This window comes from Butyrivibrio sp. VCB2001, from assembly GCF_000423965.1.
Lineage (GTDB): Bacteria > Bacillota > Clostridia > Lachnospirales > Lachnospiraceae > Butyrivibrio.
Map to the genome: position 1 here is coordinate 30,426 of NZ_AUIZ01000019.1, position 24,656 is coordinate 55,081.

The window sequence follows — 24,656 nt, forward strand, 5'->3', positions numbered from 1 at the left end:
CTTTCGTATTACTTGTTAATCTATTTTGCTATTTCTGATTCTTTTTCTTCTTCAGCAGGCGCTTCCTCCGGCAATTTGGTCAGAAGAACGCTGGTAACCATGTGATTCTGAACTGAAAGAATCTTGAAATTATAGCCATCTACTGTTACATCAAAGTCCTCATCGCTCTCAGGTATCCTGTCGAGCTTGGATATGATGTATCCGTTGAGGGTTTCAAACTCACTCTCTCCAAAAGAGATCTTGAATTTCTTCTCAAGTACCTCAAGAGGGGTCTTGCCATCTACCGTAAACTCTCCTGCGTTCTTGGTAGGTCTTACGTAGTTCTCCTCTTCATCGTACTCATCCATGATATTTCCTACAATTTCCTCAAGGATATCCTCCATGGAAACAAGACCTGCTGTCTGACCGTACTCATCGATGACAATTACCATCTGAGTCTTGGAAGACTGCATGCTGTGGAACAAAGAATCAATGTTCCTGGTCTCGGGAACAAACTTGGGCTGCCTTAGGAGTCCTTTTATCTTCCTGATGGGAAGATCTGAATCCGTGCTGTCAGCAAGCTTTTTCATGGCATCTCTGATGTGCATGATTCCTATTATGTGGTCAATATCATCAAGATAGACAGGGAATCTTGAGTTGTTGGTGTCCATCATGAAGTCTACAGCTTCCTTAAGGGAGCTGTTGGCATCTATGGCTACCATGGCATTTCTGTTGGTCATGATATCCTGAGCTTCCTTGTCAGAGAACTCGAAGATATTGGAGATCATGTCTGCCTCAGATTCCTGAATAACGCCCTGCTCCTGACCTTCTGTTACCATGGACTTGATCTCTTCCTCGGTAACATCTGCGAGCTTGTCATCTCCTCTTATACCAAACAGGTAGAGTACTCCGCTTGATATGATATCTGATAACACAACCAGCGGATAGAGGATCACTCTGAAAACGCTTGTTGGATAATAGCAGCCGTAAGCCCATTTCTCAGGATTTCTCGCAGCGAGCCTTCTTGGGATTATTACTCCAAAGCTCATGATCAGAACCGCCACCAGAATACCTGTAAGGATGGTGACAAGTGCGCATGTTACCATGCTCTGAGAAAATGCAAAGGTCCTGGCAAAAAAGCTGCTGAGATTAAGAACACATAAAACTCCCAAAACCATATTTAAGATAATGGTAAGAAGCTGCATTGCTTCTATATGACGAGTCTCGTTCTCAAGGAGCTTAAGGAGCTTGCTGCTAACGCTGTCCTTGTTCTCAAGGCTCTTTTTCTCAATCTCGTCCTTGCTGACATGGTCGAGAGCCATACCAAAGCCCTGTATCAGAAAATCAATTATGAGAATGACAAAAAAGGCGATAATACTGTCTGAAGAGGGGCCACCCTCCATAATAATTCCTCCTGCTAAATAGGTTTGCAAAATAAGTCAAATTACACTATACCACATTTTTGCATATTATGCCTTATTCTTTTTATAGTTTTCTATAGTTTCTTTGATTCTTTCCGCCGGTTTTACGATGGCACGCAGGCTGTCGCCCTTATTCATGGTATCTATTATTGCTGCTATATATCTTCCCATCTTGACGTTGCAGTAATATGGTTTCTGCAATAACTCAGGCTTCTGATGGATAAGGTCCGTGGTAAACATGCGGTCAAAAACGCCTTCCTCGTATGCTTTGTCAAACTTATCAAAGCCCCTCGAGAACAGGCCAAAGGTTGAGAAAATGAATACTCTTTTTGCGCCTTTGTCCTTGAGCTGCCTGGAAACATCCATCATGCTTCCGCCGGAATCTATCATGTCATCTACAATTACCACGTCCATACCTGATACATCTCCGCCACAGAAATCGTGTGCGATGATCGGGTTCTGACCGTTAACGATCGTAGAATAGTCTCTTCTTTTGTAGAACATTCCGATATTCACACCAAAGATGGACGCCAAAAATACTACTCTCTCGGTTGCTCCCTCATCCGGTGCAACAAACATCAGGTGTTCTTTGTCGATTTTAATATCATCATATTCAGTCAGCAGAGCCTGTGAGAACTGCAGTGCAGGTGAAATGTTCTCAATTCCCTTAAGTGGTACTACATTCTGCATCCTGGGATCATGTGCATCAAAAGTTACTACGTCATGTACTCCCATCGTCTCAAGTTCCTTGAGCATAACAGCACAGTCCAGTGACTCGCGCATGGTCTTTCTGTGCTGACGGCTCTCATAGAGAAAAGGCATGATAACGGTTATCCTTGAAGCCTTACCGTTACACGCAGCTATTATTCTCTTAAGATCCTGATAGTGATCATCCGGAGACATCCTGTTCGGCTCTCCGTCCATGTTATACGTAAGGGAATTATTGCAGACATCGACAATTATGTAGATATCCTTATCCCTGACAGATTCTCTTATTATTCCCTTTGCTTCTCCGCTGTTAAATCTCGGGCACTCACAACCGATCAGAAAGTCCTCTCCGCGCCATTTTTTTAATGTTTCATTGACCTTCTTTCCTATGTCTGCTGCTGATTCAAGGGCTATTATTCCAAGCTTTTGTGTCATTGTTATCCTCCGATGTTTCTATTCGTTTCTGTAGTCTTAATTATATGAGAAAAGCTGTATCTACGTAAAGTGAGTCAGTGGGAGCCAGCGGGGGAGTCAGTGGGGACGGTTCTCTTTGACTCCCTTTTGCTTGGTGTTTTATACCTTTTAATTATCCAAAAAGGGAGTCAAAGAGAACCGTCCCCACTGACTCCCCCGCTGGCTCCCACTGACTCACTTGTGAACATGACACATTTTTCTTATAATTGAGAAAGTATTGATTGGAGGCAAAATGGTTTCATTTCTTACAATGATCATAAACGCAGTTACCACTGCGCTTTTATATGCTTTAAAGGCGTTCTTTTCGCTTATCTCATGGTTTCTTAAGAGCTTGCTTAAAGCTGTTAAGCTCTTTTTCGCAGCCCTTCCCGTCACCTGCATTGTCTTTTTCCTGCTATTTATTGTGAATATATTCATGCTCTTTGGAGGCTTTAACACTATTGTAGGTAACATTCCCGAGGGTGGCGAGATTGCTCAGCAGGCAACACCTATGCTGGACAGAGGCAGGTACGTGACTACTGCGATCTTCGCAGAACTCTTCCGCTGGTGGATGTTCAATGTCCATTCCTATAAGGGAAAGGCTGCTTATATTGCACTGCTGATTTTGACCATTCTTATGTTCCTGCCTGTAGTATGCGTGCTTCTACTCATCTCGGTTTTTGCTTCTTACGGAAATGTCCTGTTTATCGGAATGGTAGTTGATGCTGTACTCTATGTTCTTATGGCATTATTTGGAAAGAACTTCCTTGCCCAGTTCATGGGCAGGTACTACCGTCTCTTCCCTGAGGCCGGACGAAAGCATGAAGAGCGCAAGTACGACAAGATGATGAAGCGCAGAAACAAAGAGCTTGAAGAGGAAGAACGCATTCGAAGACGCGATAAGCGCGCCGAGTTCTATGAAGATGAGGATTACGAAGACGATTATTATGATGATCGCCGCGGCAGATACGATGATGATGAAAACTTCTACGGTGATGAAGATTATGAAGACGATGAAGGCTTCTACGAAGACGAAGATTACGAAGATGATGACTATGACGACGAGGACTTCGAGGACGACTACGATGATTCCAGGCATGATCGCTATCGCGAGCCTGTAGCCTCTTCCACCTTCGATTTCTTTGCCGGCTGTACCAGCCGTGAAAGCGTAGACAAGAAGTACAAATCTCTTGTAAAGCTATATCATCCCGACAATATGGACGGCGACACAGCTGCCCTCCAGGAGATCAACGCCCAATATGCTGATGCAAAAAAAAGATTCCAGTAAGTTCATTACCGGAATCTTTTATTTTATTCATATATCCTTGGTACTCTCTTGTTGATATCGCAGGTAAGCTCGTAGTTGAAGCGTCCGCTCATATCACCAAGGAGCTCTGCTGAAATGGTCTCCCCAGACTTCTTGTCCGTTCCAAGAAGAACAACTTCATCTCCCTCTTTTACATCAGGAATATCCGTCACATCAACCATGAACTGATCCATGCATACTCTTCCGAGAATCGGAGCACGATGGCCGTCAATCAGCACGTATCCCTTGTTTGAAAGACTTCTTGGATATCCGTCGCCGTATCCCACAGGAATCGTAGCAATCCTGGTGTTATCTTTATCCGTCACAAAGGTTCCGCCGTAGCTGACAGGAGTTCCCTTCGGTACGTCCTTAACCATTACAACATGGCTGATAAGCTCCATTGCGGGCTTAAGATCAATGATATCCTTGGGCACCTCGTCAGAAGGCCACATTCCGTACATTGTAACTCCGGCTCTTACCATATCCATTGAAGACTCAGGAATAGCTATTATACTGGCTGAGTTTGCGCAATGCTTGATAGGGATACGATATCCGCACTCCTCTTCAAAGGCCGCAAGGAAGCTCTTAAATACCTCTTCCCTCTCTCTTGCATTTGTAAGGTCCTCTTCGTCAGCCCTTGCAAAGTGAGTAAACACGCCTTCAATATGCAGGTTTTCCAAAAGTCTTACATCTCTTGCAAAAGACACTCCGTCTTCATCAGGAGTTATTCCGATCCTGCTCATTCCTGTATCTACAGCAAGATGTATAGGAGCCGGCTCCTTCAAAACACCCTCAGCCATGAGTTTCTTGGCACACTCATCAAGCTCTTTTGCCATATCCATCCTGAAAACTGCAGGTCTGATACCTTCCGTAAGCATTCTCTCATAGGCGTAAGGGAAAGTATAACCAAGGATCAGAATGGGCTTTTTAAGTCCGGCATCGCGAAGCTCAAAGGCTTCCTCAGCTGTTGCTGTAGCATAGCCCCAGATATAATCCTTGTTCTCCAGGAACTTACCGATCTCTACAGAGCCATGCCCGTAAGCATCGGTCTTGATGACTGCCATCATCTTAGTCCCTTCGGGGATATTTCTCTTCATAGCCTCAAGGTTATGTTCAATTGCGCCAAGGCTGATCCTTGCAGCCACGCGTGAATATTCATCGTTACTTGTTATCATTTTAAGTACATCCTTTTGAATGTTTAAATATTTATCGCAGTACTTCAGGGAGCGACGTAGCTATATCTGAAGCAACCACCGAGTGCTTCCCGATCTCTTTTGCTGCCACATCTCCTGCTCGTCCGTGAATATATGCACCTGCTATTGCAGTGTCAAACCCGTCCATACCGTATGATAGGAGCGCTCCGAGAATTCCGGCCAGCACATCTCCGCTTCCTGCTGTTGCCATCCCGTCATTCCCACTCACATTAATATATATCTTTTTTGAGTCCATGTCAGCCACAACACTTCTGGCATCCTTGCAGATAACGGTGCAGTGCAGCTTTTTGGCAAGTTCAACCGGATACTGGGTAATATGCTCCTTGCAGTCCCTTATATTGCTTCCAAACAACCTTGCAAACTCGCCCATATGCGGTGTTATGATAAGTCTTTTTCCGTCTCTTCCAAAATTACCTGCAAGCTTGAAGAGCTGCTCATCCTCTGCAATAAGGTTCAGGGCATCGGCATCCATAATAAGGCTCTTGTCATAAAAGGTAAGAACATCTGTAAGAAGCTCGCGTCCCTTTCCTTCCGTTCCGATTCCCGGGCCTATGACCGCCTGTGTTGACCACTTCATGGCCGTCATCAGCTTATCTCCCACAGGTTCAAAGTTATCGTAGGTATCAAGTATCGCTTCAGGTAAAAGAGCTTTTACCGCCTCTGCATTCTCCGTCGCCGTGAACACTCTGACCATCCCTGCTCCGGCCTTAAGACATGCTCCAGCGCACAAGATGCACGCTCCGCTGATATCCTTTGATCCTGCGATGATCAGCACCTTCCCGTAAGTACCCTTGTTTCCTGAAGGGTCCCTTTCTGGTAAAAGAGCTTTCGCACTGCCGTCGTAATAGATGGCTCCCGGCTCCTTAGAAAGAAAGCTATCTTCGGTAATGCCGACATCTTTAACAAAAAGCTTACCTGCATATTCACATCCGGGATACATGATATGCCCGATCTTGGCCTGATTAAAGGTCACTGTGGCATCGGCCCTGACTGCTGCTCCGCAAATGTGTCCGTCATCAGCGCTTATGCCCGATGCTATATCTATAGAAACCAGGAACAGATCTGTATCTCTTTGTCTCTTACAACTGTTTATATAATTGACAGCATCCAGATATTCTCCAGTAACAGGCCTTGAGAGACCTATACCAAATAAACCATCTACAATGATATCAAAGTCCGCTTCGGATTTGTTGCAGCTTATGTTGGAAAAAGTGTCCTTGTGGATTCCATAGTTTTCTGCAATTTCCAGCTGCTTTAAAAGAAGTTCCGAGCACTTAGTCGGATCTCCCACAACGCACAGGTTCACCTGGTAGCCTCTTTGTTTAAGGAGTCTTGCGACGCACACTCCATCTCCGCCATTGTTGCCAACTCCGGCCATAACCAGCGCTTTGTAGACTCTCTTCGCCTCTCTCTTTTTGCGCCAGTCATCGATGACATCTGCAACTGCTAATGATGCCCTCTCCATCAGCACTTCCGTCGCCACCCCAAAATGCTCCGACGTATTCCTGTCGTAAATCCTCATTTCCTGACTATTTACAGCATATTTAAAACCATTCACCATACCAATACCCCCAGTTAAACGAAAGCCCCGGTCTGAAAAGCCAGACCGGGACGTATTATTTCCAATCACTCTACATATTCATCCTCATACCCTTCAAGAGGTCGTCTTATAGGATGTCTGCGGTTTGGATCATATTTCATATCAAAGAGGTCGATAACTTCCGGCCCGAAGATCTGATGCATGTAGGAGTAGAGATTGTAGTTCTCCATTTCTGCTTCCTGCAGGTGAATAACATTTTTCTTGAGTTCTACGCGCACCTTGGATATCCACTCATCAAGGCCCTTTATGTACTCCGTGTTGCTGTGAAGCGTATCGTAACAGGCCTTCATGGTCTCTATCATGAGCTTGTAGTCCACATCATATATCTGCCTTGAAAGATTCAAAAGCTCGTCATTGTGACTATCAAGCTTCTCATTGCATTCATTGATAAGTCTGGTTCTCTCGGAGATCTCTTTTTCTATCGCTGCATTGTTGCCACCTGATTTGTTGGCTTTGTCGCGAAGGGGCACAATCTCTGAAAGAAGCGTCTTTTTTAGCTTCTTGATCTTCTTGGTCTCTGTGCGTATCTTGCCGTCCCTGTCGACCAATGCATTAAGTTCTTCAGAAAGACTCTCTATCTCCGGAGTCATCTCAGTCTGGGTGAAAAGCTGGTGCCACTTGTCATCAAGTGTCAGAATAGGGATACTCTTGCCCTCCAGCGCAGACATATAGACATTATCATCTCTTGCCATCAGATTCTCTCACTAATGTTTTAATGATTTTTCATACCTATCTATATTATACGATAATTTCATCAAACTGTCAGATAAATGTACATTTTCTACCTGAATATTGTTAGGAACTTCAAGGTCAACATGCGCAAAGTTCCATATAGCCTTGATTCCGCAGCCTGCCAGTCTGTGTGCCATTGGAACAGCCTGCTCCTTGGGAATAGTAAGAACAGCTATTTCAATTTTGTTGTCTCTGACAAAATCTTCCACTTCGTCAACAGGTCTTACCTCAACGTCACGGATCTTGGTTCCGTAGAGCTCAGGATTGCAATCAAAAGCTCCCTTGAACACAAAGCCTCTTCTTGTGAAATTGGTATAACCTGCAAGGGCTTTACCAAGGTGTCCTGCGCCGATGATAACCAGGCTGTGCTGCTTATCAAGGCCGAGGATCTTGCCGATTTCGTCATAGAGATACTGTACGTTGTAGCCATATCCCTGCTGGCCGAAGCCACCAAAGTTGTTGAAATCCTGTCTGATCTGTGAAGCTGTGACCTTCATGATATCGGAAAGCTCCTGAGAAGAAATCCTCTCAACGCCTCTCTCCTTAAGGTCTCCAAGATATCTAAAATATCTGGGCAGTCTGCTTATGACCGCCTGAGAAATCTCTTTTTCTGCCATGTCATTCTCCAAAAAATGCTTTGTTTGTTAATTATCCTACAAATTGATTATATCTATACGTTAAATATATGTCAATTCCGTAAAATCGTTAAAAAATCCCCTGACCATGCGCTTTTGCGGTCAGGGGATCGTAAAATTTTATTTATATTTTATGGTTTGAAATAGCTTATTGTATCGGACATGTTTGTAGCCAGTTCCTGAAGCTTGCCAGCAGACTCTGTAATGATAGCAAATGTAGCGTTGAGTTCCTGCATTGAAGCATTGGTCTCTTCTGTCGAAGCTGCGTTTTCTTCTGATATAGCCGACAGATCGGAAATGATCTCAACAAGCTTATCCTTGGCTGAATTGAGCTTATCGATGTGGGCTGCAATATTGTCGGTACTCTCAGAAACGTTATCTACGTTCTCAGCCATGCTCTGCATGTTGACCTTGGTATCATCAAGCTGTGTTTCCTGCTGCTCGAAGCTTGCATTAAGTCTCTGCATTACCTCTACCGACTGCTCGGAATCAGCAACAAGCTTTTCAACGATCTTCTTGATCTCTTCTGCGGAATTGCTACTCTGTACAGCCAGCTGGCCAATTTCTGTAGCAACAACTGCAAAGCCTTTTCCTGCATCTCCCGCTCTTGCTGCCTCAATGCTTGCATTGAGTGAAAGGAGGTTGGTCTGTGATGCGATCTCTGTGATAGCCTCTGAGAACTTGGAAATCTCTTTTGCAGATTCATTGGTCGAATCAATGGTTGCACCGATATCACGAACCGATGACTGTACTTCGCTGCTCTGAGCAATGAGCTTGTTAAGAGCTTCCATCGCTGCCTCGCAGGAGGTCTTCATCTCGTTTGCATAGCTGTTAAGCTGCTGTACGTTCTCTGATACGTCTTCAATGTCTTTTCCGATATCCTGTGTATTTCCGGCTGCTGTCTCTACGCTCTCTGCCTGGTTTACAGCGCCCTTTGAAATGTCATCCACTGCCTGAGATACCTGTCCGGATGCTGCAGATGCCTGGCTTGCCGATTCGGAGAGCTCACTTCCGGATCTCTTGAGTTCTTCGGACATCTCCATTGTGGATTTGATTACTTCGCCAAGTTTCTCTGAAAGAGTCTGTGCTCCGTCTGCAAGAAGTCCGATCTCATCATTTCGATCAAGAGATGACTTGTCAATTGAAAGCTTAAGTTCACCCTTGGAAAGATTGCCGAGTTCCTCGGCAATTGCTCTCATCTTGCCTGAAGACTTGTTAGCAACAAGAATTCCTACTATAGAAACGCCAATAGCAATCAGCAGGGATAATATAACCATCTGTATCGTAATTCCCCTGATCTTGGCGTCAACTGAATCGCTCTCTCTGCCGGAGTATACCATTCCTACGATGGTTCCGTCATCATTCTTAAGTGGCATATAGTAGCTAAAATAGCTCCCTGTAGCACCTGCAGGCACCATCTTGGCGTAATAAGTCTGACCGCCGGTAAGGACTGCACTTGCCACTTTATCAGAGATGTTATAGCCTACTGCCTTGGCACCACTGGAATCCTTAAGAGTAGTGATGACTCTCTCTTTTCCATAGAAAAGAGAATACTCAACTCCTGTACTGGCCTTGAGCTCATCCATGATCTCTTCGTATTCTGCCATGACGTTTTCGCCACCTTTTGTCAGAACACCGTCAGTATATTCCCATTCACCGTCCCATACGTTGCTCATCTCACTGTTAAGCTGTTCTACGGCAAGAAGAAGTTCTTCCTGAACCATCTCATCATAGGTGTTGTTTATCGATAAAGAGCTTATTATTACAAGCACAATCGATACTCCGACAATAGCAGCAACCGCTGCAATGATGAGTTTTTGTACAAGCTTACCTTTTCTTTCTCTGGCTTCCATAATGTGCCTCCTTAGGAAAAGACATAATAATACTGATATAACATAATAATTATACAAAATATCGCATTATAATTGTCAGAATCTTTTCTTAAATTTTGATAAATTAAGCACGTATCGCCGATTATTACCTTTGTGCGCAAATAAGCCAAATCAAGTTTACATTTGACCAAAAATCATATATGATTTTAAGGCTGATTAAAATAAATCAATAAGCAGGAAATTTAAATGAATTCACTAATAATGGTAATAATTGAAAATGTCGGACTAATAGCCTTTGCTATTTCAGGTGCTGTCGTTGCAGCCAAGAAAGATATGGATCTGTTCGGCATTAACCTGATGGCTCTTGTAACTGCCACAGGAGGCGGACTTATCCGTGACATCATAATTGACAGGATCCCACCGGTGATGTTTGTTAATCCTTCACTGACGATAATCACTCTCATCACTGCAAATATTGCATTTGTGGTCATGTATCTCAAAAAGCCCATGCCCAAAGGCATAACTCCGGTCTATGACAAGCTCCTGTTCTGGCTTGATACTCTCGGCCTTGCAGCCTTTACCGTAGATGGCGCATTTGCCGGAATCTACTCGGATTATTCAGACAATCTCTTTCTCGTTGCATTCCTGGGAGTAATAACAGGAATCGGAGGCGGGCTTATCAGAGATGTACTCGCCGACAAAGTACCCTACGTTTTGGTCAAGCACGTATACGCCATCGCTTGTATTGCAGGTGCAGCTGTAACCGTAGTTTTGTGGAAGTTTACAGGAAGTGAACTTATCAGCTCACTCTTCGGTTTCTCAACCATAGTACTGCTACGCTTCCTCGCTATGCACTTTGAATGGAATCTGCCCACAGTACATATGCATGAATAATGGTCCCTAACCCCCGTCCCCAGGGACCATTACTTTTTCTGAATCTTAGCTTTCTCTTTTACTTTCTTAAGTTCATCTACGCTGAACATATAAGATTTATTGCAGAAATGGCACTTAAGCTCCACTTCCTTGCCTTCATCTATCATTTCCTGGATTTCCTTTTCTCCGATGAGCATTAGGGCTCTCTCTACTCTGTCCTTGTCACAGTTGCAGTAGAAATTGAGGTCCACTCTGTCGGTTATCTCTACGTCAAATCCATCAAGTACGATATTCAGAAGCTCCTCAGGTGTCTTGCCGGCTTTTAAGATATCCGTAACGGATGTAAACTTCTGAAGATTTTCCTCAAGATGGGATATGGTAGCTTCATCAGCAAAAGGAAGGAGCTGGATGATGAAACCTCCTGCAGCTATGACAGAAAGGCTCTCCCTCTCAACCAAAACTCCAAGCCCGACTGAAGATGGTGTCTGCTCTGACTTGGTGAAATAGTAAGTCAGGTCCTCTGCCACCTCTCCTGTGTAGAGAGGAACCTGTCCCACATAGGGCTCTTTCATTCCCATATCTCTGATAACGGTAAGTGTGCCCTCGCCGATTCCGCCGCCGACATTTAAATGGCCGGATTCATTGGGCTCCATTATGACGTAAGGATTACTTACATATCCCTTTACATTTCCCTTGTTATCAGCTGTTGCCAGCACAGAGCGAAGTGGTCCGTCACCGTCCATCTTGACGGTAATAAGATCGCTCTCATTATCCATCATTGTTCCCATCATAACTGTGCCCGTCATAAGTCTTCCAAGAGCCGCAGCTGCGATGGGTGAGAGGCCGTGAGCCTTTCTTCCGTACTCCGCAAGATCCTTTGTTGTTGCGGCGAAAGCCCTTATCTGGGCATTTCCTGCAGTTGCTCTTACCATATAATCTTTATAAGCCAATTCTTTTTCCTCTTTTCTTATCCTGTAATATCACTGTAGCACTCAGGCCTTCTGTCCCTGAACAGTCCCCAGGAGAGCCTGTTTCTGCGTATCTCACTAAAGTCATACTCCGCATAGATGATCTCCTCTTTATCCCTGGAAGCCTTTGCTACGCACTCTCCCGTCTCATCTGTAAGAAAGCTCGTTCCATAGAAACAAAGAGATGACTTTTGTCCGCCATTCTCCTCAGATGGCTCGACCGTTTCCGTGCCGATCCTGTTGGCCGCAGCCACAGGAATAATGTTTGCTGCCGAATGTCCCTGCATGGTCCTCATCCAGTGGCCTGAGCTGTCAACGTTAAGTATTGGCTCTGAGCCGATGGCTGTTGGATAGAGAATAATGTCCGCTCCCTTAAGTGCAAGACACCTTGCAGTCTCCGGGAACCACTGATCCCAGCAGATTCCGACACCGACTTTTCCGTATCTTGTCTCAAACACTCTAAAGCCTGTATTTCCGGGTGTGAAGTAGAACTTCTCCTGATAATAGTGATCATCCGGAATGTGGGTCTTTCTGTATATTCCAAGGAGCTTTCCGTCTGCATCTATCATAACAACCGAGTTGTAGAGTTCGTTCCCATCCTTCTCGTAAATACTGATGGGCATCACGACTTCCAGCTCTCTGCACAGGTCTGAAAAATACTTAACTGCAGGGTTTTCCAAAATCTCCGTGGCATACTCGTAGTAGTCGTATCTTCTCTCCTGACAGAAATACTGCCTCTCAAAGAGCTCAGACAAAAGAATGATCCTCGCGCCTTCCTTAGCTGCCTTTCTTGTCAGTTCCCCGGCCTTTTCTATATTTCTATTAACCAGCTCTGCGTCAGTAAGGGCGCTGTTTCCGCACTCAAACTGCACGCAGGCAACCTTTATCTTCTCACTCATGCCTTTGTTCCTCCTACCGGCACCTGCTGCGTAATGCAATGGATGTTTCCGCCGCCCAGAAGTATGGGCCTTGCATCAATGCCGATGATCTCTTTTTCGGGTAAAAGAGCTTTAAGCGTATCCAAAGCTCTTTTATCGCTTTCTGCGTTCTCATCTCCAAACTGAGGTACTAAAGCTGCGCCGTTTATAAAATAGAAATTGACATAGCTTGCAGCCAGTCTCTCTCCTACTTCACGCATATCCTCGCCCTCTTCAAACTCGTAGTTTGCAAGATCCTCCTCTTTAACGAGAACAGGGTTATCCGGAATATAAAGCTTGTGGACCTTGATCTTCCTTCCCTTTGCATCCGTCACGCTCTCAAGGTAGTCAAGATCAGCCTTGGACATCTCGTACTGAGGATCGCTCTCATCATCTGTCCATGCAAGAACCACTTCTCCGGGCCTTATAAAGGCACAGACGTTGTCCACATGCTCATTGGTCTCATCATTGTAAATTCCTCTTGGAAGCCACAAAACCTTTTCTGCTCCCAGATACTCTTTTAATCTATCTTCGATCTGCTCTTTAGACAGCGAAGGATTTCGTCCCTTGCTCAAAAGACAACTCTCCGTCACCATCACCGTTCCCTCGCCGTCACAGTGTATGGATCCCCCTTCAAGCACAAAAGGCGAAGCGTCATACCCATCAACTTCCATGGTTTCAAGAAACGAAAGTGCAACCTTATCATCCTTATCCCAGGAGGCGTAAAGACCGTCCACTTCTCCGCCCCAGGCATTAAAGCTCCAATTGACTGCGCGAATGTCTTTCCCACGTCCTGTCACAAATGTAGGTCCTACATCTCTGGCCCAGGCATCATCGCTATCTATCTCAAAAATAAAGCATCTCTCCGAGAGTTCTTTTTCCAGATTCTCATCCCCATGGCAATGAGTTGTTATCAGGTTGTCCATGAAGGCATCCGCCTCTTTTACAAAATCCTTAGAGGCAAGCAGATACAAGTCCTCGCGCTTTAGGATCTCCAAAAAGACCTCTCCAAAGGACTTTAGTGTATCACCCCTATCCTTCCCCCAGCTTCCCGGGCGCGTCGGATAGATCATGATAGTGCCAAGGTGAGGTGAAAACTCAGCCGGCATAGAAAAGCCATCTTCGATTGGTTTTGACTTAAACTTCTCCAATATGTCTCCTTTTCAAAAAAGGCTCTGTTATCAGAGCCTTGTCTTGAAGTCGTAATAGTTAAAGCTTCTAAGAATCTCCACCTCTCCGTCTTCATGCATAAGCGAAATGCTTGGAAGCGCCATTCCGTTGAAGGTGTTGTTCTTAACAAAGCTGTAGATCGCCATATCCTCAAAGACGAGTCTGTCTCCGGGCTTTTTCTCATCATTGAAGCTGTAATCTCCGATGATATCCCCTGCAAGACATGTCCTTGATGAAAGCCTGTAGGTGTAGTTCATCTCACCAGGCTCCTCAGAATCGCGAAGAGGTGGTCTGTATGGCATCTCCAGTACATCCGGCATATGGCAGGCAGCGGATGTATCAAGGATAAGTACCGGCATTCTGTCTGTCTCAACAACATCCAGAACTGTGGTAACAAGGTATCCGGCATTTAATGCTATAGCCTCTCCCGGTTCTAAATAAACGTCAATACCGTACTTGGCCCTGATATAGGACACAAGTCCAATAAGTGCATCAATATCATAATCAGATCTTGTGATGTGGTGACCACCGCCGAGATTGATCCACTTGATCTTTCCAATGTTTTCATCCGGAGCAGGCGCAGCAAGCTCTGTATTATCGGCATTCTCACCGTAATTTACGTCATACTCCTCCCTGTCGCGGATGCGCATGTTTCTCTCAAACTCTTTGAAAATAAATGTATCATAGTCGTCAGGAATAAGAGGACTCGGGAAGAACCTTGCAAACTCCCTCTCAACCTTTAGGAATGTATCCTCAAGCGGCTCAAAGCCCTGCTCGCAGAGATTGTGAACATGGAGTCCCTCAACGCCCTTAGGGAGTGTCTCAGGCATGTCATCATTTCTGACTCCAAGTCTTGAACCAGGAGCACAGGGATCATATATCTCATGAGAATCCTCGGTGCTGATCTCAGGATTTATCCTTATGCCAACTGAAACCTTGCCCTCTGAAACGGCTTTCTCCCATGTTGGTCTGTGATATTCAAGCTGGCTAAGTGAGTTAAAGACAATGTGATCACACATTTTACAAAGGTCCCTGAGCTCATCCTCTTTAAATGCCGGCTCAAACACGTGGTTTTCGGGCTTTGGAGCATTTGCATCAAGAGTTTTTCTGATCTCATCACGGGCCAGTCTGTCCGTTGTGGGAACCTTAAACTCTTCATGGGCAAGCCTTGCTTCATATATGCCCGAAGCTGTTGTGCCATCCAGATACTGAGCGATCAGCGGATAAGTCTGATATGCCGAATAGGCCTTCTGGGCAAGAAGTATCTTAGCTCCTGACTTCTCCCTTACTTCCTTTAGTATCTCAAGATTTTGCTTTAATTTCTTCTCATCCAGCACATAGGATGGTGTCGGAATATCTTCAAATCTCATAAACAGTGCACCTCACAATGAAGTCATGCTCTCGCTTATTCTACCTCTACAGGATTCTCGTCAACAACCCATGGAAGTCCGAATTCATTGAGCATATCCATGTATGGATCGGGATCAAACTCATCAGTTGTGTATACACCGGGCTTCTTCCACTGTCCGGAAAGTACAAGAGCTGTACCGATCATGGCAGGAACACCGGTTGTGTAGCTGATAGCCTGGCTTCCAAGCTCCTTGTAGCACTCCTGGTGGTCGCATACGTTGTAGATATAAATAACCTTTTCCTTGCCATCCTTGATTCCGCGGATGATGCAGCCGATGTTGGTCTTGCCGACAGTTCTTGGTCCAAGGCTTGCAGGATCAGGTAAAAGAGCCTTTAAGAACTGGATAGGAACAATGTCTTTTCCCTCAAACTTAATAGGAGTTGTTGAGAGCATTCCAACGTCTTCAAGACATCTCATGTGATCAAGATAGCTCTGTCCAAAGGTCATGAAGAAACGGATTCTCTTGATCTCAGGGAAGTTCCTTCCAAGAGCCTCGATCTCCTCGTGGTGAAGAAGGTACATGTCCTTCTGTCCAACCTCAGGGAAGTTGTACTCTCTCTTTATCTCCATAGGCTTTGTCTCAACCCAGTGTCCATCCTCCCAGTAGCTACCATTGGCTGATACTTCACGAAGGTTGATCTCGGGGTTAAAGTTTGTGGCAAAGGCATAGCCGTGATCTCCGCCGTTGCAGTCAAGGATATCAACGGTGTGGATCTCGTCGAAATAATGCTTCTTGGCGTAAGAAACAAAGACGCTGGTTACACCCGGGTCAAAGCCTGTTCCGAGAAGGCCTGTGATCCCTGCCTCCTTAAACTTGTCCATATATGCCCACTGATAGCTGTAATCAAAGTAAGCTGTAAAGCCCTTCTCCTTGCATCTCTTCTCATAAGCTGCGCGCCAGACGGGCTCGTCAGTGTCCTCAGGCTCATAGTTTGCTGTGTCGATGTAGTCAACCTTACACTCAAGGCAGGCATCCATGATTGTCAGATCCTGATAAGGAAGTGCTACATTAAGTACCGCATCAGGCTGATACTCCTTGATCAGCTTAACAAGGTCATTTACATCATCAGCATTAACAGTTGCTGTTGTGATCTTAACAGGAGTACCGTTCTTCTCCAGTTTTTCTTTAAGTGCGTCGCACTTACTTACTGTGCGGCTTGCAAGGCACATCTCTGTAAAAACCTTGCTGTTCTGTGCGCATTTCTGGATAGCAACCTGTGCTACTCCTCCACATCCGATAACTAAAAGTCTACTCATCTAGACATATCCTCCTCTTCCTGTAATAAATCTTCTACATACTTAGGCAGCATGAACGCTCCCTTATGCAAATGCGTTGTGTAATACCAGGTCTTGATCCCTCTCTCATCCCACCTGTCGGGATTAAAGTCCTTGAGCGGATGATACTTCTTGCTGGCAAAGCCAAAGAGCCAGTAACCGGCCGGGCACGTCGGAATATGTGCCTGATAAACTCTGTTTACTGGGAATACTCTGTAAGCCTTCCTGTGCATAGCTCTGCAGCTCTCCTCATCCTCGTCATAGAATGGGCTTCCGTGCTGATAAACCATGATTCCGTCGTCGTGAAGTGCCTTGTAGCAGCTTCCGTAGAACTCTTTTGTGAAAAGACCTGCCTCATGCCCCAAAGGTTCTGTGGCATCATTTATGATCAGGTCATACATATCCTCACATTTTCTTAAGTACTTAAGGCCATCCTGATAAAAGATATGAACCCTGTCATCCTCAAGGCCGATAGCATTGTCCGGGAAGTACTGCTTGCACACATCCACAAACATTGAATCGGGCTCAACCACGTCGATGACCTTAATCTCATCGTAGTGAGTCAGCTCTCTTGCAACTCCTCCATCGCCGCCACCAAGAACCAGTACTCTCTGGACCTTTGGATGAACAGCCATGGGTACGTGAACGATCATCTCATCGTAGGTGAACTCGTCCTTCTCTGAGAAAATGATGTTTCCATCTGATGTCAGGAACTTGCCAAACTCCGGCGAGTCAAACACGTCTATTCTCTGGAACTCACTGGTTCCGGAAAAGAGCTGCTTGGCAAGCCTTATACTAATTTTAACATTAGCGGTATGCATATCACTGAACCAATAATCCATCTCTGCCATAGTCATTCTCCCTTATTACTTTAGTACAAAAAGCTCGGAGATATCCTCACTCTCCGGTCCCTGCATGGAGCATCCCTTCTCCATGGCAGTCTTTATATATTCAAGGATTTCCTCGGTTATCATCTCTCCGGGTGATAAAATCGGGATTCCCGGTGGATAGCACATAACCGATTCTGCGCTTATTCTGCCAACACACTGATCTATAGGCAGTGACTCTTTTTCTGCATAGAAAGCTTCCTGCGGAGTAGCCTTAACGATAGGTGTGACATATTCTGCTGAGAAGAACTGCTGCTCAGGCTTACTGTATAGTCTTCTGATATCAGCCAAAGCCCCGGCAAGTCTCTCGATATCCTGGATCCTGTCTCCGATTGAGATGTAGGCCATAACATTTGAGAGATCTCCAAACTCCATCTGGATATCATACTCATCTCTTAAGAGGTCATAGACCTCGATTCCTGTAAGTCCTATTTTCCTGGTGTTTACAACAAGCTTGGTCTCGTCGAAATCAAAGATGCTTCCGCCATTTTTCAGCTCGTTGCCGTATGCATAGTAGCCGCCTATATCATTGATCTCTTCCCTTGCATACTGCGCCATCTTGGTAACCTTCTCGAAGCTGTCATGTCCGTTAAGGGCAAGGTTTCTTCTTGATATATCAAGGCTTCCCAGAAGAAGATAGCTTGCAGATGTGGTCTGAGTAAGGTTAACGATCCTGCTGATGTAGCCAACATTTGCATCTGGTCCGCATAAAAGGATGGAACTCTGAGTCAGACTTCCTCCTGACTTGTGCATACTGATGGCAGCCATATCCGCTCCTGCAGCCATACCGTTTAGAGGAAGTCCCGGTCCAAAGTAAAGGTGAGTGCCATGGGCCTCATCCACCAGGGCTTTCATGCCATGTCTGTGAGCAAGATCAACGATTGCCTTAAGGTCCGAACAGATTCCGTAGTAGGAAGGATTGTTGATAAGGATAGCTTTGGCATCGGGGTTCTCTTTTACCGCCCTCTCAACGTCAGCTATCTCCATTCCCAGAGGAATCCCTAAGTTCACATCAACCTTGGGGTCAATATATACAGGAACAGCTCCGCACAAAATAAGGGCATTGATCGCACTCTTATGCACATTTCTGGGCATGATGATCTTCTCTCCCATCTTCACATGGGAAAGAACCATTGCCTGCACGGCACTTGTTGTTCCGTTTACCATCATAAAAGCATGGGCTGCACCAAAGGCATCAGCCATGAGCTCTTCTGCTTCTTTTATAACCGAAACCGGGTGGCACAGATTATCAAGCGGTTTCATGGAATTTACATCAATGCCTACGCATCTCTCTCCCAAAAACCTCACCAGCTCGGCATTTCCTCTTCCCCTCTTATGCCCCGGCACGTCAAAGGGAACTACTCTCTGCTTCCTGAAACGCTCCAGTGCTTCATATATAGGGGCTCTTCTCTGCTGTTCTAAATCCAACTAAACTTCCTCCAACCATTCGCTCTTGTAAACACGCGAAAAGGAGTGGCATGAGATTTCTCTCATGCTACCCCTTGTTATATCTAATTTGACCGCACTTAATCATACTATATAATTGTTTTAAATTAAAGCGTTTTAAACAATTATTCCTTTTTGTATTATTCTTCAGTTACTTTATTTCTTCCGGAATCCTTGGATGAATACATAGCTCTGTCAATTCGCTTAAAAACATCATCAAAGGTGTCCTCAGGCTCTACACGGCTAAGTCCTATTGAACAGGTAAGCTTTCCTACTTCGCCAAAATGAGTTTCCTCTACGCGCCTTCTCAGTTCCTCGGCAAACTTATAAGCTTCATTTCCGGACATGTTGCGAAGAATGATAATAAATTCTTCACCGCCCCATCTTCCGACAGAAGCGCTCTTACACTCCACAGCGCTTTCAAGAATCTTAGCAAAGTCTTTAAGTGCTGTATCACCTGCAGAATGACCATATGTGTCATTTACCTGTTTGAAGAAGTCAAGATCCAGCATCAGTAGTGCTACATCGGAACCGCCATTTTTAAAGAGCTCAATGGCATTTCTGATCTCTGTTTCTATACCGCCCCTGTTAAAGAGTCCTGTCAAAGGATCCTTAAGAGCAAGGCTCTCATATTTCTTCATAGTGGTCATCAGCTCTTTTACATTCTCGTTGATGTCCTGAACCATGAAGACAAATCTGAACTCATCATCAGATGTCTCGGCTTTAATGAAAACAAGCTTAACCCAGATGAACACACCTTCAAGATTCTTCATCTTGCAGTCAAATGAGGTTGTTCGACCGGTACTCAGATTGGCCTTAAGATACTCTGGATCTGTAATAGTCATGAACTGCTGCTGATCCTCAGGCCATATCATATTTACAGTCATAAGTCTCCACTGGGAGTACTTGATGGTGGCATTAACAGTATCTTCAGATATCTCGGTAACACTGATACTGCTGGTGGTATCCCTTATAAGATCCACATACATTGAGAACAGATAGGTGCTCTGTATAGTGTTTACCTTGCTTGATGTAGCATGTTCCTCGACATTTTCCCCATCATTGAGTTCATCCATGGCAAATATATACTGCCCTGTGCCATCTATTGGATAAACATTCATCTGAATATGGTGAGGGGTATCGTCCCCATCTACAAATACCTTGGCTCTTCTGCTGTATTTACCCCTAAACTCCCGGTAATATGAGATGAACGCCTTGTAATCATCGTTTATTTCTTCATTGGAATTATCAAGATGGAACCAGATCTTTTGAATCAGATCCTCATAGACACCTGTTTCACCAAGAAGCTCAGCAAATACCCCTTTTCTTATGATGCTTCTGTAGGTGTTAAGCTTTGAATCGACAATTACGATCGCATCGACTGTCTCGTCAAGGATGCTTAACAGGTCTTCCTTAGTGTAGTCCTCAATTGCTTTGTTTATCATGCTTATCCCCCGCCAATTTAGCTCAATAAGAGCTGTCTTTTACCCTTTTATATTATACTGCAAGGAAAAACAAATTAGGCGAAAAATAAGTAGCAAATTTTTGAAGCATTTTTTTTACATTTTGGGGTGTTTCCCTCTACTGTGTTGAATCAGATCATACAACGAAATTGCGTTGCAATTTCGTTGTCATCGCTTGTCGCCAAATATCCTCCTGCGAATATGAACAACAATCGCCCCGGCGATTCTTTCAAAATAAGAGAGACAGCCCTTATCAAGCAAGCTTGAAGGACTGTCTCTCTTATTTTGAAACCACTAACGTGGTCCTTATTCATATTCTTGTAGGATGCTTGACTCGTTATACGTTACATCCCCATACCCATTCCTGCGCCGCCAGCTGGCATAGGAGGAACCGGCTCCTTGATTGTAGCTACAGCTGCCTCAGTTGTAAGGAAGCTTGAAGCTACTGATGTAGCGTTCTGAAGAGCTGAACGTGTAACCTTGGCAGGATCGATGATTCCGTCCTTAACCATGTCTACGTACTGCTCTGAGTATGCGTTAAATCCGATTCCGGCCTTAGACTCTTTTACCTTGTTAACGATAACTGATCCGTCGAGACCGGCATTAGCTGCGATGTGGAAAAGAGGTGCCTCAAGAGCCTTAAGAACAACCTTAGCTCCTGTCTTCTCATCTCCCTCGAGCTTGTCAGCAAGCTTTGCAACTTCCTTGGAAGCGTGGATGTATGCTGATCCACCACCGAAGATGATACCCTCTTCAACAGCTGCTCTTGTAGCGTTGAGAGCGTCTTCCATTCTGTATTTAGCTTCCTTCATCTCTGTCTCTGTAGCAGCACCAACTCTGATAACTGCAACACCGCCTGCGAGCTTAGCAAGTCTCTCCTGAAGCTTCTCTCTGTCGAAGTCTGATGTTGTATCCTCGATCTGCTTCTTGATCTGAGCTACTCTTGCCTGGATCTCTTTCTTAGCTCCAAGACCGTCAACGATTGTTGTCTTCTCCTTCTCAACCTTGATGCTCTTAGCTCTTCCAAGGTCATCCATTGTTGTATCCTTGAGCTCAAGACCAAGATCTGAAGAAATAACCTTACCGCCTGTAAGAATAGCGATATCCTCAAGCATAGCCTTTCTTCTGTCGCCGTATCCGGGAGCCTTAACAGCTACTACATTGAATGTACCACGGAGCTTGTTAACGATAAGTGTTGTAAGAGCCTCACCATCAACATCCTCAGCGATGATAAGGAGCTTACTTCCTGTCTTAACGATCTGCTCAAGAAGAGGAAGGATATCCTGGATGTTAGAGATCTTCTTGTCTGTGATAAGGATGTATGGATCCTCTAAAGTAGCTTCCATCTTATCCATATCTGTTGCCATGTATGCTGAAATGTATCCTCTGTCGAACTGCATTCCTTCTACAAGGTCAAGCTCTGTCTGCATTGTCTTGGACTCTTCGATTGTGATAACACCATCGTTAGAAACCTTCTCCATTGCATCAGCGATCATCTGTCCTACTTCATCATCTCCTGATGAAACAGCAGCTACTCTCATGATCTGCTCTTTGCCCTTAACCTTGGTTGCCATCTTGCCGATAGCCTCTACTGCTGCGTCAGTAGCCTTCTTCATACCTTTTCTGAGAACGATTGGGTTAGCACCTGCAGCCAGGTTCTTAACACCCTCATTGATCATAGCCTGTGCAAGAACTGTAGCTGTTGTTGTACCGTCACCTGCTACATCGTTTGTCTTTGTAGCAACTTCCTTTACAAGCTGAGCTCCCATGTTCTCGTAAGAATCCTCGAGCTCGATCTCTTTTGCAATAGTAACACCATCGTTTGTGATTGTAGGTGCACCGTATGACTTATCAAGAACTACGTTTCTTCCTTTTGGTCCAAGTGTTACTCTGACTGTATCAGCAAGCTTATTAACGCCTTCTACCATAGCTGTGCGGGCGTCAGCGCCGTACTTAATTGTCTTTGCCATTTTTATTGCCTCCGATTTTCTTTTTCTTACTTCGCAAAATTACTTAATGATTGCAAGAATATCATTCTGCTTAACAATGATGTATGTTACATCATCAAGCTTAACTTCTGTTCCTGAGTACTTAGAATAGATGACATTGTCACCCTTCTTAACTTCCATCTTAACTTCCTTACCATCAACAACTCCGCCGGGTCCTACTGCTATAACCTCAGCCTGCTGTGGCTTCTCTTTCTCAGCGCCGGGAAGAACGATTCCTGACTTTGTAGTCTCTTCTGCCTCAAGCTGCTTTAATACAACTCTGTCTGCAAGTGGTACTAACTTCATTACAAAACGCCTCCTTTATGTAATCTTATGAATTTACTTTTTTATTTGTTAGCACTCTGGTCTATTGAGTGCTAACCTCCAAGAACATATATTAGCACCTTTTATCATGTCATTCAAGTATATTTATGATTTTTCTTGTCTCATCCAGTTTGCCCTGAAATAGTAGATGATGAATATGATTGTACTGGTACACCAGGTAAGCGGATAAGCCCAGAAGATGACATTGATCACAGGTATGAGTCTTACTGTGATGGTGATATAGGTTATTCTCAAAAGGCACCAGCTTGAGAGCATTACGATCATGGGAACGGTAGTCTTGCCTGCTCCTCTGTAAACTCCCGCCAGAGCATGGCTTGTTGCAAGCAGGAAATAGAAAAGGCTCTCGGTCCTTGCCTGCATAGCTCCGATAGCAAGTACCTCCGGATCCTGTGAGAACATTCTAAGAAGCACAGGTGCAAGGACAAATGTTATAACACCTATGATCTCTGCAGCGCCTGCGCTGATAAAGGCGCCTATCTTGGAGCCTTTGGTAACTCTCTCATACAATCCCGCTCCGAGATTCTGACTAACAAACGTGGTCAGTGCCATAGTCATACATACAATCGGTAAAAAGACAAATCCCTCGAGCTTGAAGTAACTTCCACACCCTGCCATTGCATCTGCCCCAAAAGCGTTGATGTTAGACTGTACGACAACATTGCCGATAGCGATAACACTGTTCTGAATTCCTGTTGGAAAGCCCAGAGCCAGTTCCTTTTTAATGATCTGAGGATCTATAACAAGCTTGGATATGGTTATCCTGTGAGGTCCATCCACGCGCGTAAGCTTTGAAAAAGCAAGACCTGCGCTTATAAACTGAGCAATAACCGTAGCAGCTGCTGCTCCGCCGATCCCAAAGCTCAAAAATCTTACAAATAAAATATCAAGTAAAGTATTGACGATCGTGCTGACCATCAGATAATACAGAGGTCTTTTCGAATCACCCACCGCCTGAAAAACGCCGCAGCAGGCATTGTACATAACATTTCCGAGTCCGCCGAGGAAATATATCTTGAAATACAGTGTTGAGCTTGGTAAAACGTCAGAAGGAGTCCCCATCCATCCAAGGATCACCGGTGTAAAGAAAAAGCCCACAGCCGTAAGTGTAATTCCCATCAGAACTGCAAATTTAATGCCTGTATGTACAGCCACAGAGACCTTGTCATAGTCCCTTGCCCCATAGCTCTTTCCTATTATTACACTGCTACCCATAAAGAGGCCGTTGATAAATCCGACCATAAGAAATATAAGGCTTCCTGTCGTGCTTACAGCAGCAAGAGCCTCTTTTCCAACGAACTGTCCCACAACAACCGAGTCAACAACATTGTAGAGCTGCTGCAAAAGTTGCCCAAAGAACAGCGGTATTGCAAAGCTTATCAGCTTCTTTGTAATAGAACCTTCTGTCATTTAAAATCCACCTAATTCTTTAATAGCCTATTAACTATACCACCAATAAAAGGATTTATCGAATAAATCGATATTACAATAAATTTATATTTTTTTAATATCAGGTAAATTGCATTTACAAAGGGCCTGCTGCATAATAATCATAAGTAATTGTATGCTTTGCCCCGCCATGGACGGCGCGGCGTTTGCCGGATTGGCAGACACTTACTCAAGGAGGTGATTAAAGTGAGCACAAACTTCTTTTCAAGTTTAAACGGCAAGTTTGATCTCAACAGCAGCATGAGCAGCCTTTATGGCGATTATAATCAGATAAAGAGCGGCGCTTATGGCTCTCTTATGAAGTCATATGTAAAAAAAGTCGGAAACAAATCTGCACTGAAGGCTTATCAGGAGACAGGTTCCACCACTACAGCTGCTGACTCTTCTAATGCTACAACAACAGCAAGTTCAAAAAAGAGTTCGGCTTCCAAGTCAAACTTCCTGGACAGCCATTTTTCATCTATCAAAAACTCAGGAACCTACACTAAGTCAGAGCTTCTTGCTAAACTAAAAAATGAAGAGAGCAAGGCACAGACAACTGCTTCTGAAGCAGCAGCCGGAACAAATGTAGACACAACAATTTAATG

The 24,656-nt window shown here is 44.7% G+C and carries 21 protein-coding genes; 3 read left to right on the forward strand and 18 right to left on the reverse strand.

What is annotated here, in order from left to right; translation table 11 throughout:
- Positions 1-20 precede the first annotated feature (20 nt).
- Together G589_RS20140 and G589_RS0114720 are read right to left on the reverse strand one after the other, a co-directional pair.
- A complete protein-coding gene (locus tag G589_RS20140) occupies positions 21-1,382 on the reverse strand; it encodes a hemolysin family protein (RefSeq protein ID WP_035776223.1) in 1,362 nt (453 codons plus the stop codon).
- A gap of 66 nt (positions 1,383-1,448) precedes the next feature.
- Entirely contained in the window at positions 1,449-2,543 is a 1,095-nt protein-coding gene (locus G589_RS0114720) for a ribose-phosphate pyrophosphokinase (protein ID WP_051192411.1), read from the reverse strand.
- 271 nt (positions 2,544-2,814) lie between these two features.
- Here G589_RS0114720 and G589_RS21350 point away from each other — a divergent pair, with 271 nt between their 5' ends.
- The gene (locus G589_RS21350; RefSeq protein ID WP_051192413.1) at positions 2,815-3,849 is read left to right on the forward strand and encodes a hypothetical protein; all 1,035 of its coding nucleotides are present in this window, start codon (positions 2,815-2,817) and stop codon (positions 3,847-3,849) included.
- Positions 3,850-3,872: 23 nt separating this feature from the next.
- On the opposite strand, the gene alr is transcribed toward G589_RS21350, so the two are convergent.
- The 5 genes from alr to G589_RS0114750 all read right to left on the reverse strand — a co-directional run bounded on the left by alr (position 3,873) and on the right by G589_RS0114750 (position 9,901).
- Complete coding sequence (gene alr / locus G589_RS0114730) at positions 3,873-5,042, reverse strand: alanine racemase (protein ID WP_026522652.1); 1,170 nt, start codon at positions 5,040-5,042, stop codon at positions 3,873-3,875.
- A gap of 31 nt (positions 5,043-5,073) precedes the next feature.
- The gene (locus G589_RS0114735; protein ID WP_081669069.1) at positions 5,074-6,642 is read right to left on the reverse strand and encodes an NAD(P)H-hydrate dehydratase; all 1,569 of its coding nucleotides are present in this window, start codon (positions 6,640-6,642) and stop codon (positions 5,074-5,076) included.
- Between the two features lie 65 nt (positions 6,643-6,707).
- Positions 6,708-7,373 carry a flagellar type III secretion system protein FlhA gene (locus G589_RS0114740; RefSeq protein WP_026522654.1) on the reverse strand — a complete coding sequence of 222 codons (666 nt, stop codon included), beginning with the start codon at positions 7,371-7,373 and terminating at the stop codon, positions 6,708-6,710.
- 12 nt (positions 7,374-7,385) lie between these two features.
- Positions 7,386-8,030, reverse strand: a complete 645-nt coding sequence (locus tag G589_RS0114745; RefSeq protein WP_026522655.1) for a redox-sensing transcriptional repressor Rex — start codon at positions 8,028-8,030, stop codon at positions 7,386-7,388.
- Positions 8,031-8,179: 149 nt separating this feature from the next.
- Positions 8,180-9,901: a methyl-accepting chemotaxis protein gene (locus tag G589_RS0114750; RefSeq protein ID WP_035776226.1), complete on the reverse strand. Its 1,722-nt coding sequence runs from the start codon at positions 9,899-9,901 to the stop codon at positions 8,180-8,182.
- A gap of 225 nt (positions 9,902-10,126) precedes the next feature.
- Between G589_RS0114750 and G589_RS0114755 the strand changes: the two genes are divergently transcribed.
- A complete protein-coding gene (locus G589_RS0114755) occupies positions 10,127-10,774 on the forward strand; it encodes a trimeric intracellular cation channel family protein (RefSeq protein ID WP_026522657.1) in 648 nt (215 codons plus the stop codon).
- 29 nt (positions 10,775-10,803) lie between these two features.
- On the opposite strand, the gene hslO is transcribed toward G589_RS0114755, so the two are convergent.
- The 11 genes from hslO to G589_RS0114810 all read right to left on the reverse strand — a co-directional run bounded on the left by hslO (position 10,804) and on the right by G589_RS0114810 (position 24,030).
- Positions 10,804-11,685, reverse strand: a complete 882-nt coding sequence (hslO, locus tag G589_RS0114760) for an Hsp33 family molecular chaperone HslO (RefSeq protein WP_035776234.1) — start codon at positions 11,683-11,685, stop codon at positions 10,804-10,806.
- A 35-nt stretch (positions 11,686-11,720) separates the two neighbouring features.
- A complete protein-coding gene (gene aguB / locus G589_RS0114765) occupies positions 11,721-12,620 on the reverse strand; it encodes an N-carbamoylputrescine amidase (protein WP_026522659.1) in 900 nt (299 codons plus the stop codon).
- Complete coding sequence (gene aguA, locus G589_RS0114770) at positions 12,617-13,789, reverse strand: agmatine deiminase (RefSeq protein ID WP_026522660.1); 1,173 nt, start codon at positions 13,787-13,789, stop codon at positions 12,617-12,619. The genes aguB and aguA overlap by 4 nt, the downstream gene beginning before the upstream one ends.
- A 30-nt stretch (positions 13,790-13,819) precedes the next feature.
- Positions 13,820-15,178, reverse strand: coding sequence for a carboxynorspermidine decarboxylase (locus G589_RS0114775; RefSeq protein WP_026522661.1), 1,359 nt, complete (start codon positions 15,176-15,178; stop codon positions 13,820-13,822).
- A gap of 35 nt (positions 15,179-15,213) precedes the next feature.
- Positions 15,214-16,476 (reverse strand): saccharopine dehydrogenase family protein, encoded by a 1,263-nt coding sequence (locus G589_RS0114780; RefSeq protein WP_026522662.1) that lies wholly within the window; start codon positions 16,474-16,476, stop codon positions 15,214-15,216.
- Entirely contained in the window at positions 16,473-17,336 is an 864-nt protein-coding gene (gene speE / locus G589_RS0114785; protein WP_026522663.1) for a polyamine aminopropyltransferase, read from the reverse strand. Before speE ends, G589_RS0114780 begins: the two co-directional genes overlap by 4 nt.
- Positions 17,337-17,360: 24 nt before the next feature.
- Positions 17,361-18,809, reverse strand: a complete 1,449-nt coding sequence (locus G589_RS0114790; protein ID WP_022770910.1) for an aminotransferase class I/II-fold pyridoxal phosphate-dependent enzyme — start codon at positions 18,807-18,809, stop codon at positions 17,361-17,363.
- A gap of 158 nt (positions 18,810-18,967) precedes the next feature.
- Complete coding sequence (locus G589_RS0114795) at positions 18,968-20,272, reverse strand: GGDEF domain-containing protein (protein WP_026522664.1); 1,305 nt, start codon at positions 20,270-20,272, stop codon at positions 18,968-18,970.
- A 362-nt stretch (positions 20,273-20,634) separates the two neighbouring features.
- The gene (gene groL, locus G589_RS0114800; RefSeq protein WP_026522665.1) at positions 20,635-22,260 is read right to left on the reverse strand and encodes a chaperonin GroEL; all 1,626 of its coding nucleotides are present in this window, start codon (positions 22,258-22,260) and stop codon (positions 20,635-20,637) included.
- A gap of 39 nt (positions 22,261-22,299) precedes the next feature.
- Positions 22,300-22,584 (reverse strand): co-chaperone GroES, encoded by a 285-nt coding sequence (locus G589_RS0114805; RefSeq protein WP_022766927.1) that lies wholly within the window; start codon positions 22,582-22,584, stop codon positions 22,300-22,302.
- Between the two features lie 123 nt (positions 22,585-22,707).
- A complete protein-coding gene (locus G589_RS0114810) occupies positions 22,708-24,030 on the reverse strand; it encodes an MATE family efflux transporter (protein WP_026522666.1) in 1,323 nt (440 codons plus the stop codon).
- 225 nt (positions 24,031-24,255) lie between these two features.
- On the opposite strand from G589_RS0114810, the gene G589_RS0114815 reads away from it, so the two are divergent.
- Positions 24,256-24,654 (forward strand): hypothetical protein, encoded by a 399-nt coding sequence (locus G589_RS0114815; protein WP_026522667.1) that lies wholly within the window; start codon positions 24,256-24,258, stop codon positions 24,652-24,654.
- Positions 24,655-24,656: the final 2 nt, after the last annotated feature.